This is a genomic window from Caballeronia sp. RCC_10 (assembly GCF_041360715.1).
Taxonomy (GTDB): domain Bacteria; phylum Pseudomonadota; class Gammaproteobacteria; order Burkholderiales; family Burkholderiaceae; genus Caballeronia; species Caballeronia grimmiae.
Genome location: NZ_JBFUPT010000026.1, coordinates 1 through 13904 on the forward strand (window position 1 = coordinate 1; position 13904 = coordinate 13904).

14 protein-coding genes are annotated in these 13904 nt (G+C 57.8%); 9 read left to right on the top strand and 5 right to left on the bottom strand.

Annotated elements, in window-relative coordinates:
- Positions 1-1017, top strand: a 1017-nt coding sequence (locus AB6804_RS26860; RefSeq protein ID WP_370889029.1) for an IS5 family transposase, incomplete at its 5' end; no start/stop codon positions are given.
- 312 nt (positions 1018-1329) lie between these two features.
- Here AB6804_RS26860 and AB6804_RS26865 read toward each other — a convergent pair.
- The gene (locus tag AB6804_RS26865) at positions 1330-2010 is read right to left on the bottom strand and encodes a hypothetical protein (protein WP_370889030.1); all 681 of its coding nucleotides are present in this window, start codon (positions 2008-2010) and stop codon (positions 1330-1332) included.
- Between the two features lie 443 nt (positions 2011-2453).
- Between AB6804_RS26865 and AB6804_RS26870 the strand changes: the two genes are divergently transcribed.
- Positions 2454-2870 (top strand): hypothetical protein, encoded by a 417-nt coding sequence (locus AB6804_RS26870; protein WP_370889031.1) that lies wholly within the window; start codon positions 2454-2456, stop codon positions 2868-2870.
- Positions 2871-3251: 381 nt separating this feature from the next.
- Here the strand turns inward: AB6804_RS26870 and AB6804_RS26875 are convergent, their stop codons facing one another.
- The gene (locus tag AB6804_RS26875) at positions 3252-4064 is read right to left on the bottom strand and encodes a hypothetical protein (RefSeq protein ID WP_370889032.1); all 813 of its coding nucleotides are present in this window, start codon (positions 4062-4064) and stop codon (positions 3252-3254) included.
- Between the two features lie 495 nt (positions 4065-4559).
- Between AB6804_RS26875 and AB6804_RS26880 the strand changes: the two genes are divergently transcribed.
- Both AB6804_RS26880 and AB6804_RS26885 read left to right on the top strand, forming a co-directional pair.
- Complete coding sequence (locus tag AB6804_RS26880; RefSeq protein WP_370889033.1) at positions 4560-4817, top strand: type II toxin-antitoxin system ParD family antitoxin; 258 nt, start codon at positions 4560-4562, stop codon at positions 4815-4817.
- Positions 4814-5284 (top strand): type II toxin-antitoxin system RelE/ParE family toxin, encoded by a 471-nt coding sequence (locus AB6804_RS26885; RefSeq protein WP_370889034.1) that lies wholly within the window; start codon positions 4814-4816, stop codon positions 5282-5284. The genes AB6804_RS26880 and AB6804_RS26885 overlap by 4 nt, the downstream gene beginning before the upstream one ends.
- Here the strand turns inward: AB6804_RS26885 and AB6804_RS26890 are convergent.
- The 3 genes from AB6804_RS26890 to AB6804_RS26900 all read right to left on the bottom strand — a co-directional run bounded on the left by AB6804_RS26890 (position 5247) and on the right by AB6804_RS26900 (position 7730).
- Complete coding sequence (locus AB6804_RS26890; RefSeq protein ID WP_370889035.1) at positions 5247-5777, bottom strand: GNAT family N-acetyltransferase; 531 nt, start codon at positions 5775-5777, stop codon at positions 5247-5249. The two genes, AB6804_RS26885 and AB6804_RS26890, sit on opposite strands and share 38 nt — an antisense overlap.
- 2 nt (positions 5778-5779) lie before the next feature.
- Positions 5780-6052, bottom strand: a complete 273-nt coding sequence (locus AB6804_RS26895) for a DUF1778 domain-containing protein (protein ID WP_370889036.1) — start codon at positions 6050-6052, stop codon at positions 5780-5782.
- A 631-nt stretch (positions 6053-6683) separates the two neighbouring features.
- A complete protein-coding gene (locus AB6804_RS26900; protein WP_370889037.1) occupies positions 6684-7730 on the bottom strand; it encodes a helix-turn-helix domain-containing protein in 1047 nt (348 codons plus the stop codon).
- A 698-nt stretch (positions 7731-8428) separates the two neighbouring features.
- On the opposite strand from AB6804_RS26900, the gene AB6804_RS26905 reads away from it, so the two are divergent.
- From AB6804_RS26905 to AB6804_RS26925, 5 genes are all read left to right on the top strand, one after another.
- The gene (locus AB6804_RS26905; protein WP_370889038.1) at positions 8429-9652 is read left to right on the top strand and encodes a ParA family protein; all 1224 of its coding nucleotides are present in this window, start codon (positions 8429-8431) and stop codon (positions 9650-9652) included.
- Positions 9653-9657: 5 nt separating this feature from the next.
- A complete protein-coding gene (locus tag AB6804_RS26910; RefSeq protein WP_370889066.1) occupies positions 9658-10692 on the top strand; it encodes a ParB/RepB/Spo0J family partition protein in 1035 nt (344 codons plus the stop codon).
- Positions 10693-11011: 319 nt separating this feature from the next.
- The gene (locus AB6804_RS26915) at positions 11012-12172 is read left to right on the top strand and encodes a hypothetical protein (RefSeq protein WP_370889039.1); all 1161 of its coding nucleotides are present in this window, start codon (positions 11012-11014) and stop codon (positions 12170-12172) included.
- Between the two features lie 369 nt (positions 12173-12541).
- Positions 12542-12733 (top strand): hypothetical protein, encoded by a 192-nt coding sequence (locus AB6804_RS26920; protein WP_370889040.1) that lies wholly within the window; start codon positions 12542-12544, stop codon positions 12731-12733.
- Between the two features lie 516 nt (positions 12734-13249).
- Positions 13250-13903, top strand: a complete 654-nt coding sequence (locus AB6804_RS26925; RefSeq protein WP_370889041.1) for a type IV secretion system protein — start codon at positions 13250-13252, stop codon at positions 13901-13903.
- The last annotated feature ends 1 nt before the right edge of the window (position 13904 follow it).

A 13904-nucleotide genomic window follows, 5' to 3' on the forward strand; every position in this document is an offset into this window, starting at 1 on the left:
GAGGAGATGCTCGCGACAACAATTGCGGCGGCCGTGCAAATGAAAGCCGTAAGGCCGGCCGAGTTCGAGCGCGTGATCGTCGATACGACGGTCCAGGAGAAAGCAATTGCCTACCCGACTGACAGCCGCTTGCTGGAGGTTGCACGAGGAAAACTCGCAAGGCTCGCCCAACGCGCCGGACTGACGCTCAAGCAGACGTACCAGCGCGAGGGGAAACAGTTGCGTCGCCGCGCAGGCGGCTATGCGCATGCCAAACAGTTCAAGCGTCTGCGCCGGGTGCTCAAGCGTCAGCGCACGATACTTGGACGATTGCTGCGTGACATCGAACGCAAATTATCGGGTGCATCCGCCGAGCAACAGGCGTCCTTGCGAATCTGGCTTGAGCGCGCCTGGCGTATCTGCCGTCAGCGTGCGAAGGACAAGCACAAACTCTACGCGCTTCACGCGCCAGAAGTGGAATGCATATCCAAAGGCAAGGCCCGCCAGCCCTACGAATTCGGTGTCAAAGTCAGTCTCGCGATCACGGAGAAGCAGGGTCTGATCGTCGGTGCGCGCTCGTTTGCAGGCAACCCTTACGACGGGCACACGCTGGCCGCGCAACTTGAACAAACGAACATCTTGCTACAGGATTTGCCGGGCACGCCGACGCCGAAGATTGTGCTGGCCGACCTCGGATTTCGCGGTGTGGATGCCGATGTTGCGCCGGTGCAGCTGATTCATCGAGGTAAACACAAGGCGCTAAGCAGTACGCAGCGAAAGTGGTTAAAGCGCCGCCAAGCGATCGAGCCGATCATCGGGCACGTAAAACAGGAGCACGGCATGCGGCGTTGCTGGCTAAAAGGGCAAATCGGCGACGCGTTACACGCAGTGTTGTGCGCGGCGGGCTACAACTTGCGCTGGCTGTTGCGCGCCATCGTCCGCCTGGGGCTTGCGCCCATATTTTTTGTTCTTGCGTGGCTGCGCTGCTGGTTCAAAGACCCGCCCGAAGCCTTGTTCGCGCCCCGCGCGACCGTCTGAGATGAAAAGGTGGGACTGCGCCCCGATCGACCACTCGGGAGCACGCGCGAGCGAGATCGAATTTTGCAGGTGAGACTATTCAGAGGCAAGCTCAATGCAGTAGCAGATGCACGGCCAATCTTTTCGGACGCGCGACCACGACGCCGTTGGCCGGAGCGACTCTCCTGCAAGTCAGCGCTTCCAAATCAACGCTTTCTGTCTCGCTATGGTAAATCCCGCGCCTCCGCCTTTTGCAACGATCCCGGTGTTCACGCTGCGCTCGTTGTGTTGCATCGACCATTGAATCCAACGCTCACCCGGCGGTCGCGGCGTTCACCCACCTATGGCAATGATCGCTATGGTCAGTACCACCCCCAGGGCGATCATTGCGAAGCCAGCCTTGATCGGCCCGGCGCCGGTATAGCGCCCCAGCGCAAAGCCAGCAACGAAAAGCATCAGAAGGGTCAGGATGCGGGATGCGACGAGTGCAGTCGGGAGATCGTTGATGACAAGAAAAGGTACCGCGACAGGAAATGTACCGAGTACCACAAGCAAGAAGACGCCGAGTGCGCCGACAAAATCCTCCCGCGCCAAACCCGCTCGAGATGGCACCGTCCGTGTGGTCGCTAAGCGCGCGCGTATCCGTTCTAGGTCAGCGTCTTCGACAAACGGCTCCAGCGTCTCTGGCAGGGCGTCGCGCAGCATACGCCACGCATGCGCCCGATTGTCTTCCCGCCGTACAGCCGAAGTAAGCTTCAGCCGCTGACCTCGATCCGCGAGAATTCTCACGAGATACATCACGGCGTCGGCAAGTCCCCACGCGAGATTGCACCCAAGCGCTGCCAGGAACATCTTGGAACCCGCGTCTTGGCCGGCGGTGACTGCCTTGACCGCTCCAATAAAAGTCAGAGCCATGAAGAGACCGAAGCAAAGTTCACAGACGCGGTCGACGGTGTTTAGAACCGGTTGGCGATGTTGTCGTTCAGCGTGTCCGGCCGGTGTAATGGTGTCCATATTCCCTTCGACTTGAGATTGCAACGGTGGGTCGCCTGAGCTGCAAGTGCACAGTGCTCGCGGACACGCTGTTGCAAGTTCGATCTCGGCACTTCGTTATCGGCCGGGTGCGGGCAACGCAGTCAGTTTGCCCGGCTTGCGCGGTCGTTTCATGACATGAATCAACCTTTACCCAAACCAAACCGGCTCGTAGAAGAAGGCTCGCCGCACATAACGACGACTGATGCTGCGCTTAGACTGTCGGGCTCCGGTACGAGAAACCCATATGAGCACGTGCCGTCTTTAGCGATAGCTAAAATGCTCGCCTGCGCTTTTGTACGTCGAAGTATGCGAATTGCATTGGCGGCGCACACATGGCTGTGGATTCGAGTGTCTTCGCGGACGCCGGGCTGGGACGGGCATTGAACGGTTGCTCGGCCAGAACGTTGCTTGGGAGAACGACAATGACTGTCGGAAAAATTGATGCACTGCGCGTGCTCGCGACCATGACACTTCTTGTCCCGCTCAGCGGTCAGGCAGACGAGACGATTCATGTTGCGCTCCGGGACGACTCCATCCGAACGGATGCAGGCTCGGCGAAGGCAGGACGGGTCACCTTCAAAGTTACGAATGAAGCAAACAGCAATACCGCACATGAATTCGTGGTGTTGAAGACCGATACGGACGAGGCGCGGTTACGTGTGCGCAATGGCCAGGTCACGGAAAGCCGATTCAGGAAGATTGGCGAGTTGGAGGATCTGGACCGACGTTCCACCAAGCGCCTGTCAGTGACGCTATCGCCGGGGCACTACGTGCTGATTTGCAACCGTCCCGGACACTACGAAATGGGCATGCACAGCTCATTGATCATTTCGCGTTGAGACGACTCAGCCAGTCAGGGCCGGTTCCGGCGTCACGGCGACGGCACGAACAATGCGTCCTCGAATCTTTGGCAAGGCGATAAACGGCCCCGTTGTCTGCAAAGGTTGCACGATGGGTTGCCGTATTGAAGCGAGACGTTGGCCCTTACCGGGTAAAACGTCGCGTCACGCTCGGCGACAATGGCTTCGAGGCCGTCAGAGCTCCCGGTAGTAACCGGGATATTACGCCTTCGGTCTATCGCTTCTCTATCCAAAAATGAAAATCATCGCGGCTTTACTGCTTGCCTTTGCAATTCCATCGTTTGCAGGTAAGGCGATGCAGTTGTAGTCCGCCGACCTTCCTAGCGGGTGGTCGGCGGTTCCTCGATTGGCGTGCCTAACTTACTCGATACGGCACTCCGCAAACGGCGAAAAATGCTGATCACCCATCCTCATTGCCCGTTGGTACTCCGCCTGCTCGCTAGCAGTAAGGTAGCGCTGCTGCGAAATCGTCTTCAATCGCGTCAGGATCTCTGTCTGACGCGCCTGGTCGTTGGCGTGGTTCTTATCAAAGTCGGCTTTCTTTTTGGCGCAGTCAGCTTTCTCGGCCGCAACAATACTATCCTCATAGAGCGTTGAAATCTCGCTGAATTTCAGCACCGTTATGTCGACGACTTTCTCATTTTGCGATGGATAAAGCTCCCAATCGAAAACATTTTGCTGCACGTTATTGATATCCTTGTACGTCACCTCTTTTGTCACTGCAGTTCCATGAAGGGAACGTACACGCACCTTGGTCAACCCGATCCCGCCGCCCCAATTTACGCAGGTTCTCTGCTGCTTCTGATCGCAGGCGTAAACCCAAGCCTGAGAAGTAATTGGAATACGCGCGCCATCTGCCTTGAGCGTGACGTACGACGCACCCTGTGCGGTGGCGTCAAAGTGGATCGAATCAACATCCACAATATTTGCGTACAGCGGCGCACCACCAGCTTCGTCCAACCGCCAGAACCGCAAAACCTCATTGCCAATGCCTGAATGCTTGGCAGTGGAGTCGATCATCTCCACCGAATCCTGACTGTTCGCATCAGCTTTTCGTTGTATCTTCAAGGCAAAAGTATTGGCACCGTTGGAATAATAAACTTTAGCCTTGTTTTGCGCCGCGCCTTCCCTGGCTCGCTCTTGAGCGGCGGGCGAAACGGCACAGCCACCCAAACTCAGCGCAAATCCAAAAACTAAAAATGTTGCGACGGCTGCTTTTGATAACGTTTTTTCCGAAATTGCTCCAGCGTGGTCCTATTAGTTATCGTTGTAACGTGTGAACGTTGATTTGGCGTTGGAGGCCGCGCAACGCTTAGGTCAAGACGAAAGCGTGGTGCGACGATCGAACTAATCGCGCCAGTCACCCCAGAACTGGCACGATCAGTGAGCGCTTATAACGTAGGCCTATTCGTGTTGCATAGCGCGACACAATGGCGGTGCTCACAACGTTCGAGAACGTCTGACTGTGACCATCAGCGCACGCGTTTAACGCCACCGCCGTATTGCGGGAGTTCTGCGCCTCCTAGATGGCAGGAGCGTCTCTCGCAACGACGCACCGGCACGTCGCGCGGATCGGACATTGATACGTTCCAAGGAAGTCGCGCGGCCGCAATTGTGTGCGTTTATCAACTATTATCAATCGCAGGACGCTTACAGGCGGGCGGAACCATGATTAGCGCAGACCTTGGACAGCAGCTCGAGGTGTACATTACGAAGCTGGTCGAATCAGGACGCTATGGCTCGAAAAGCGAAGTGCTCCGTGAAGGCGTGCGACTGATCCAAGATCGTGAGACGCAGCTTGCCGCGCTTTATGCCGTCATCGAGCGAGGCATCGCCGATTCAGATGCGGGTCGGGGAAAACCCGCCGAGGAAGTGTTTGACCGGCTGGAAGGCAAGTATCAGGCGATGGCGAACGGCCAGGAATGATTGTTCGCATCCTGCACAGCGCTGAGGCCGAGCTTGAGGCCATCGGCGACTACATCGCGCGCGACAACCCACGCCGCGCCTTGAGCTTCGTTCGCGACCTGGGTGACAAGTGCATGGGCCTCGCAGACATGCCCCTCGCCTACCCTCTCGTGCCTCGTTACGAAGATCGTGGCGTGCGACATCGCGTTCACGGCAGCTACCAGATTTTCTACCGTGTCAACGGGCAGCCCGAGCGCATCCCCGTTATTCACATCCTGCACAGTGCCCGAGACATTGCCGCTACCTGTTTCCGTAGGCAAAAACGAAAAAAAAGCCCCCGAGAACTATGTGCTGGGCAAGCCATCGACTACGCCGGTGCGGAGCTAACAAGGAAAGTGGCCGTCTGCGGTATTCCGGCAGCGGCCAGTTCCATGCGTTCCGCCATCAAAGTTAATTCGCAACTCTCAAAGCAGCCGCGATTGTCTTGAGCGAGATCACCATCGGTATCGGGAGGCCTTCCGGTACGCCCACTAGACGCAATGCCCCCCTAGCCGCGTACCACTTGGCCGCACTTTCGCTCTTTGCGTCGATAAACAGTGCGACGCCGCCGACTTCGCCGGCGACCCTGATGCAGCGACGCCCGGCCGCAAGTAGCAACTGAGTACCGAGGCCCCGCCCGCCAACGGTTTTGTCAACGGCGAGACGCGCCAAGCGGAAGCCAGGCACCGGATGGCGAGGCAAGCCCTTTCGAGCCGATTCCGGAGTTTCCTCGTACAGTGCCGAACAGGGTGCCAGGGTGTAATAGCCAAGGATGCGGCCGGTTGAGTCTTCAATGGCGAGAAACGTCTTAGCGCCGCCGTTCTCATGGTTCTGTCGCGCGTATTTTTTCAGGTAGCCATTAAGCTCTTCTTCGGCGCAGTCGAAAGCGCCACGAGCGTGTTGTTCCCCTATCGCTTCCTCATGCCACGTCTGAAAAGTCATACCTATTTCGGCATCGCCTTCGCGGCGGCTAGCAGCTTCTCATTTGGTTCGGGCGGATTCTCCAAGAGAGACAGGACCCGTAAATAGCTGTCCTCGGAGAGCTTGATCTTCTCCGCCGCCGCGATTACCGCATCCGCCTCGCGCAGCGCGGCTTGGGTCACGAAGCTCGTCAGGTCGAGATGATTAAGGCTCGCCGCTCGTGCGAGGCGCGACTTCACCTCGGGGGGCACCCGTAGATTCATTCGCTGATTATCTTCAACCGCAGCGCGTGGCATGGCAGACTCCATAAGCATCTGTACACCTTCAAAGTGTACATCCCCCGGATCGGTGCGTCAATTGTGCACATTGAAGGCGTACGGGGCTGGTCGACTTCTTGAAACTTTTGGGCGTCTATCTGTCCGTCGGCGCGAATCATGTTGAAGCGAGCGTTTTCAAGCGACGCACGGTCGTCATTCGTTCACGACTCCTTTTCCGTAGCACAAAAAAAGCCCAGGACCGTTGGTGCTGGGCAAGCCATCGGCTGCACGGTGGCGTTGGTGCTAATAAGGAAACTGGCCGCCTGCGGTATCCCGGCAGCGGCCAGTTCTCTAGTACCTAGCGCGAGCTACTTAGCTCGCTCGGTCGATTAGTGACCGAAACAGACCGGAGCGATGCTATTGCCGTTGTGAGCCGGGCCGCCCGATGCAGATTGGACGAGACGCTGCACGTCAGGATCCCGTTTCCTGTACCTGCACCAAAGCACTCTGAGCTCGTGGTAGCCGACCGGCAAGAAACTTGGAAGTGGCATGAGGTTCTCAGTACTGTACGGATATACATTACTCTAGCGCCTTTGCCTGCATGCTCCAATGCCCTCAGGCGCTTCCCTGCACGCATTCACACGGCGGGTGAAACTCAGTATATCGACTTTTAGCGCGAGGCCCCGAGACCTTCGTTGTTTTGATGCGAGATCCAGCGAGCAACCGTCGTTTTTGGAACCGCTAAATCGGCGCCGATTTCGCGAAGCGACCTTCCAGCTGCGGCCATACGTTTGGCGATTGCGCGCTTGTCTTTGCTGTCAGCCCAGCGTGCTTTGGACCGACCGGAATCGGGGTCGCTGTTGCGCTTGAACCGTACGTTCACCAGTGCTACCTGGACCAGTGCTGCTATCTCGTCGGTACCAGTCATCAGCTCTTCGGTCTCATTTAGCGCGACCTTGAACTCAAAGACCATTGACGTCTTTTCTCGGCGAACTACCAATTCCACACCCTGCTCCGGCCGCACATCGAGCAGGTTCGCCAAGATCTCATCAGCCGTTCTACGGCGGGGTGCGCCGAGGATTTTTTTTGCACGCTCAGTCATCTCGCTTTCGCCAATAGCGTTTCGAATTTTTACGAGGATAGCGCCGAGGTCGTATGTGAGGCGCTTCAATTCAAAGAGTTGTAAGACCTCGGCTGGGAGCTCTGCGATCGCGATCGCTTTTTGCAGAACCGTCCGGTCCCACGTCGGAGACGCGGCGACGGCAGTGGTCGTCGACGTCCATCGTCCCTCCTCGATTCCTCTCTTGTACTCGGCGGCAAGTGTCAACGGCGCAATGGCGCGAAAGAGTCGCTGAGGCGACCGAGCATCCCGTCCGTCAAGAAGATTGATGATTTCGGACCAGTGCAGTCCTAGCGGATCAATTTCTATCGCACGCTGACTGAGGACGTCGGCACCGTGCTTTCTGACTATTCCTGCAAGGTGTCGAGCCGTCTCGTGCCAAATTCCGGCCGTTTCAAACAATGCCAACACCGGGGGAGGCAGCTTCGAAACATTAATGGCGCGACTCAGTGCTGCTGAAGTCACCTTCGGAGTGAACCGGGCGAGTGCAGTGACCGCTTCGCGGCGATTTGTCCATGAGGTGCCAAGGCCTGAGTGGTACAGCTCAGCAAGTGCGAGAGGATCGCGAGATATCGGTGTGCCAGCGAGTGCGGTCATTGTATTCTGTCCTGTTGCCGCGGCGATTATCTGATCTAGCAGCCCGGCGCGAAACGGCGAAAGGCGGCGAATTCCTTGCTCTTTTCGGCCTTTGTGTAACCGTTTGCGATTCATACTACCGGTCGGATCGTTCCGATCGTGCCGTGCATCAGCGTTTGCTAGGAATTTAAGGCCGTTTTTCCCGAAATCTCCTCAATATAGACCGGTCTCCTTAAAGGGTTTACCGGTCATGGGTCTTTCTAATTGTTAGCTCGGCCATGGACGCGCGCGGATGCGAACACGTACTGCTGATTTCGCTGGAAGATTGTCGACGCTTGAAACCCGCTGGGCTCGTTGCCCGACGAGCTCCGCTGGCAGACCGAAACCAGTTACGGCGATCGCCTGCGCTGCATGGGAGGCCAATGTCACGCCGATCAGTTTCAGCTTCGGCCCTGCGTCCTACTCAGGGCTTAGCGCAACGCGAGCGACGCGGTCGGCCGAGATCTGAAGCATCGCGACTTGACGGCATTCCACTCGAAGGAGCCGGTATTCTTGATGCTCTTTCGAGCTTTCGGCCGGAGCGCTCCGCACCACGCCGTTTGCAGTTGGGCGATCCGGCGAAAAGTTAACTTGCCGTTTACCAACTCTGCCATTATTCTCCGGGTTAGCCTGAATTTTCACACCAACCCGGAAAACTCTCGGACAACTTGGATGGCAACGTGACTGCTAACGACCTGCTCACCGCCAAGGTGAAGGTTGATCTTTCGATGTCCATTGCTGACATTCGAGACGGCCTCGCTGTGCGCGCGTTGGATATGCTCGACCAAGTTCGAGCAACGATGCTCGAGCCCTACCCGCGCAAACACCCGCCCACGTTCACCGCGGCCAATATCGCAACGCTGTGTGGATTCGACAAACAGCGGATGAAATATCTGACGACCAAACTCGGCTTGCCCGCTGGTACGCAAGTCGGCCCGGGTCGAGCGAAGACCTTTACGCTGGAGGAAACGCTCACCTGGATTGATGCGGCCGGCCTTCGCGCGAAGCGTCCGCAGGGCGCACGTGGTCGCGTGGTGGCCTTTGCCAACTTCAAAGGTGGCGTGGCAAAGACCTCGACGTCAGTGAGCGTAGCACAGAAGCTGACCCTCCTTGGGCGCAAGGTTCTGCTGATTGACGCGGACCCGCAAGGCTCAGCCACACAGTTGTGTGGATACGCCCCGGACGCGGAGATCGCGGAGACGGACACGCTTTTGCCGCTGATCTACGGCGACGAGACGTCGCTTCACTACGCCGTAAAAGAGACGTACTGGAAGAACCTCGATCTGATCGCCGCCTGCAACACCTTGCAGGACGCGGAGTACGCCATTCCCTCGCACATTTTGCAGGACACCCGCTTTGAGTTCTGGAACATCGTGCGTAATGGCCTACAGCCGCTACTGGAAGATTACGACGTGGTGATCATCGACACCCCGCCCGCCCTTTCCTACCTGACGACCAACGTTCTGATGGCCGCTGATGCGATCATCATGCCGCTGCCGCCCGAAGCGCTAGATTTCGCGAGTTCGACGCAGTTCTGGCAGATGTTTTCCGAAATCGCCGGGCGGTTGCCCAATGCGGAAGGGAAGCGGTATGACTTCGTGAACATCTTCATGACGAAGGTCCGACCGTTCGATGCGTCTAAGGGTGTGCAGGGCTGGATTCGCAAAGCGTACGGTGATCACGTCTTTCCGCTGCATGTGCCTGACTCGAAAGTCCAAGCCGCGGCGCTTGGCGCGCTCTCGACCATTTACGACGGCAAGCGACTCGACGTCGACGCAGATGGTGAGACGCGGATGACCGGCGAGCAGTATGAGCGACTCAAAGCGCCACTCGATGCCCTCGCAGAATTCATCGACGATCAATTCCAAGAGATTTGGTCTGAACCCCTGGAGGTGGCCGCGTGAGCAAGATGCTTGAAAGGACGGCGGCGCTTGAGCCGACCCCAACGGGCGATCGCCCTGGGCGACCTGCTGGAGCGCCACGCAGCGCACCTGGTCGGATGTTTGAGATCACTGCGCGTATCAACGAAGCAGAGGATCGTGCAGCGGCCGCAGTCGCTGAGGCGGCTGAGGTCAAGGCAGCGCTAGAGGAAGCGCATCGGCAAATCGAGGCGCTCCAGCAGAACAGCCCCGGCGCAGGTGCGCTTGAGGTTGAGATCTCAACGCTGGTGGAGGTGCCCGGCCGACGCCGCAAGCTCTCGCCCTCGGAATACGCGGAACTGCGTGCGAACCTCGCTAAGAACGAACTGATCCACCCGATCGTCTATCGACCGCTGGATGACGGCCGTAATGAAATCGTCTCGGGAAACAACCGTGTTGCGATCTATCGAGACGAACTCGGTCGGAAAAAGATTCTCGGCATTCCCTATACGGGATCGGCTCAAACGGCGGAGCTTGGCGCAGCCTTCTCGAACTTGCTCGCCCCGTCTCTTCCGGACTACGAGAAATATCGGCAGTTCATCCGCTTGCAGAGGGAGTCCGGGTATACCCGTGCCAACATTCTCGAGGCTTCGGGGCTGAGTAGCTCACACGTCTCCCGCATTCTCGCGTTTGAGAAGCTCCCGCCGGCAGCACTCGAGACCGTCGCGCAGCGGCCCGACCGCGTGGGCGGACATGCCGCTGAGGAATTCGCCGCATTGGCGACTGCAGGCAACGCTGACGCTGTGATAAAGGCGATCACCGCACTTGTCAACGACGAGACGATGACGCAGAAGCAAGCGCTACAGCTCGCACGCCCTAGGAAAGAAAAGGCCGCCGTAGCACCCACCAGAGCCGTGACGGTAGGTCGAAAAAAACTGTGCGACCTATCAGTGCGCGGCGGAGTTATCGGCCTGAGATTCAGCGGCAAAGGTAACGAGCAGATGGCTGCCAAGTGGGCAGACAAGATTGAAGCCTTGCTCAGAGCTGAGACTGAAGCAGAAGGCGAATCAAACGGCACTCAATAGCCTCCCCAATGGGGAACCCCTATAAAACAACGACTTAGCTGTAACGGTGCTTTGACTGAAACAGAGCGGGGCAATTCCCCACAGGGGAAGGCTTCAAAATCAACGACTTACAAATCGAGCTCATGACGCGAACCTGACCTTAGAAAGACAAAAGCCTTCGGCGGCAACCGAAGGCTTTTGAATGAGGGCTTGGCTGGAAACCGTACCCCGCGACACTCACCGACTGGAAATCGGCAAGAGCGTTAGCACCTCCGAGTGTAGCGGATCACGTGAGTCAGTCAAGCGAAACCCATCCATTCTCTGAAAATGGACGACTGACATGTGCATCGCGCTCGCACCCCGTGCGGCTGGCGAGGGTGACTCTCATCCTCAAGAACCCGAATCGCTCTCTACGGACACCACGAATCTTCCATGGGTCATCTTGCGTGCTGTGCATCGCGCAGCACGCCTCGATGGCGTATCCACACGCGCCCGCGCCGTCCTCTGCGCGTTGGCCCGTACCGTCGATGCTGCCAAGCCCTATGGCGAGATCTTCGCCCGCCGTACGCTCTTGAGCGAACGCGCGATGCAATCCGAGCGGACCTTCTATCGCAGCCTCGCAGACCTGGAGCAGGCTGGGCTCATCATGCGGCCGCCGCAGCGTCGATATGTCGAAGCGGGTTTGTTCGGGCGTGCCTATCTGCATCTGACGCCCAAGGCCACGATCCTGCTTGGGCTCGTTGAGGAGGAGACTGCCAGCACTGCCATCGATGATCAGACGGATGGGGAAGAGGTGGTCGTTCCAGTCGCCCAAGGTTTTGAGGCACCGTATGCCAATATGACAGACGGTGCTAATACTAAGGATCTTGACCCTAAGACTTTTCAAAAGAGACAACCGGGGCGGGTGCCTGCGGATCTTCAGCGTCTGCGGACCCTGGGTTTTGTGGATTTCCTGATTTTCAAACTCATGCGCGAAGCGCGTGAGGCTGGCAAGCGACTGTCCGATGTCGTCGAGGTCTGCTGGCAGCACCTGCGTCAAGCCAAGCGCCCCATCAACTACCTGCGGGTGTTGTTGGCCAGCACGACGGACTTCGGTCATCGACTCCGGACCAAGGTCGCTGAACTCAACGCGGCGCAGACAGCCGCGTGCAAGCGGAAGGAGGCAGAGAGCTTCGTGCAAAGCATGGACGGTCACACCTTCGCTGACGCGACAGGCCAGACCCGTTACACGGTCGCAGAGGCGGGCGCGACGCTTGTCGTATTCAACGTCGCAGAAGGCGTGACGCGTCGATCGGTGGGGCAGTGGGCCGAAGGCTTTGTACAGGCGATCGCAAAGGGTCACATCGCGAAACAAGCATCGTCACGGGAGCGCGACGCCGGGGCCAGACTCGCCATTCCCCGAGAGACGCTTGACCCAATCCGGTCCGAGCCGCCACGCCAACTAACGAGCTTTGCTTCTGAACACCTGGGCCGGTTGCGTGCGCTGTGCCGTCGTCCGTGAAACACACTACAACGAAGGCCGATAATCCCCAAACCCTTACTGGACGGGGCTATAGCCTCGTACGAGAACGAATGTTTCACGCTTCTTGAGGGGTTTCTGAATCCTTTCGTGCCATAGCCTGTTTTGCAAGCGAGAAATGCCCCTTTTTCTTCCTATCGCAAACCGGGCGTCATAAACGTTACAAAAGCTGTAGTCTTCATCGCCCGGGAGGGGCGACTCAGATCTCACTCCGGTAATACGAACGACAAACTGATACAACATGACACCTGCTCTCAGACGTCATCCAACACGCCCCAACGACAGCTGCAATCCAGGGTGTCCACAAGCGCTGCGGGATCGACCCATTGATTATCGTTCCTTGCAGCCCGAATGAACGCTGATGAGAAGGCCGCCGCCCACAAAAGGGATGAGCGTGCAAAAGAGGAACTGGAAACGGAACGGGTGCGAGCCTTGGCAGGGCAGTGCTTTGCAGGGGCGAACGGCGACATCTCGACGATCGAGGAGCACGGCGTGCTACGAATCGACGCCGCCGGGCAAAGAAGTTTCAGCCCGTTTAATTAGGTACGTGCGATGGTTTCAGCATACTCGAACAATGGATGCCTACCTTCCGGCCCGGCGCGGACAAGGACGTTAGCCTCCGCGATGGTGCTTTGACTCAACCGCCTTCGACGCACAACTTGGCATGGGAGGTTCTTGGCTCACTAAGGCAAGGGCTCAAACGAGTCCGGGACGATGAGAGACGCTCTCCGGAGAGTGTCCCGTTTTCGCGACGCCCAACATCACGTCCTTGAATTTAAAGGAAAAAGGCGTTGTTACAAAACGTGCCGAATATGCACATCCCCCCTATTCGGCACGCTTTTCGTATTATGAAATGCCGCCAACTATGGCAACCGCCCCTTGTGTGCCTGCCGGTCCTGATGCGGACTGTGCGCTAGACCATGGAAATGGCGCACGAAATCAGCCTTCTTTCGAAAAAACGGAGGACGCTCGTGCTGTTTCAATGGTGACCATTCAAAAAGGGTTGCCATGCGTCTTTTTAAAAACAAGCGTCGGGCCGCGCTGTCTACGGCACCAGGCATGTACGCGGAGGAAGATCCGAGCCAGGTTATCTTCGAGACAAGCACGAAGCTAAAGCTCGAAGCTAACCGCTGGATGCTCATCTCGTTCGGCCTTGCCGTGATCGCCGTCGGCGCGGTATGGACGCGGCAACCTCCGCCTTCGGTTACTCGCGTTGTGGGCGTGTCTGCCGATACCGGCGGCCATCCGATCGTAACCGAGCTAGTCGCCTACAAGCCCGACTCGCAAGCTGTGCGGACGACCGTCAAAGATATGGCGGTTCGTTGGTTCACGATCGAGCCGGTGCTGTCTGATCGCCTCGAAACGTCGCGCATGACCGCCAACATCAACTCGGTCAAGGCGCAGATGATCGGCGCGGCAGCCGGTCAGTTCCGTGACTGGCTGAAGGCCGACACACCGTTCCAGCAGATTACGGCAAACCCGAAACTGATCCGCGAAGTCGACGTGCGCAATATCGCGTTGCTTGAAGACTCGACGGTACTTGTCGAATTCACGACCACGACGTCGCAAGCTGGCGCCACGGGTAAGCCGGACGTGAAGTCGTACGCGCTCACGCTGCGCTATCAAATCGTCGCGCCCACTGCTGAGCAGGCGCTGACGACGAATCCCTTCGGCATCTTCATTCCGTTCTTCCGCCTTGAGCGGACCGCATAAG

Coding starts and splice junctions, on each gene's coding strand:
- AB6804_RS26900 (WP_370889037.1), bottom strand. CDS start 7,730: ATGACCGCACTCGCTGGCACACCGATATCTCGCGATCCTCTCGCACTT.
- AB6804_RS26920 (WP_370889040.1), top strand. CDS start 12,542: ATGAACGCTGATGAGAAGGCCGCCGCCCACAAAAGGGATGAGCGTGCA.
- AB6804_RS26925 (WP_370889041.1), top strand. CDS start 13,250: ATGTACGCGGAGGAAGATCCGAGCCAGGTTATCTTCGAGACAAGCACG.
- AB6804_RS26895 (WP_370889036.1), bottom strand. CDS start 6,052: ATGCCACGCGCTGCGGTTGAAGATAATCAGCGAATGAATCTACGGGTG.
- AB6804_RS26865 (WP_370889030.1), bottom strand. CDS start 2,010: ATGGACACCATTACACCGGCCGGACACGCTGAACGACAACATCGCCAA.
- AB6804_RS26915 (WP_370889039.1), top strand. CDS start 11,012: ATGTGCATCGCGCTCGCACCCCGTGCGGCTGGCGAGGGTGACTCTCAT.
- AB6804_RS26880 (WP_370889033.1), top strand. CDS start 4,560: ATGATTAGCGCAGACCTTGGACAGCAGCTCGAGGTGTACATTACGAAG.
- AB6804_RS26910 (WP_370889066.1), top strand. CDS start 9,658: ATGCTTGAAAGGACGGCGGCGCTTGAGCCGACCCCAACGGGCGATCGC.
- AB6804_RS26890 (WP_370889035.1), bottom strand. CDS start 5,777: ATGACTTTTCAGACGTGGCATGAGGAAGCGATAGGGGAACAACACGCT.
- AB6804_RS26870 (WP_370889031.1), top strand. CDS start 2,454: ATGACTGTCGGAAAAATTGATGCACTGCGCGTGCTCGCGACCATGACA.
- AB6804_RS26885 (WP_370889034.1), top strand. CDS start 4,814: ATGATTGTTCGCATCCTGCACAGCGCTGAGGCCGAGCTTGAGGCCATC.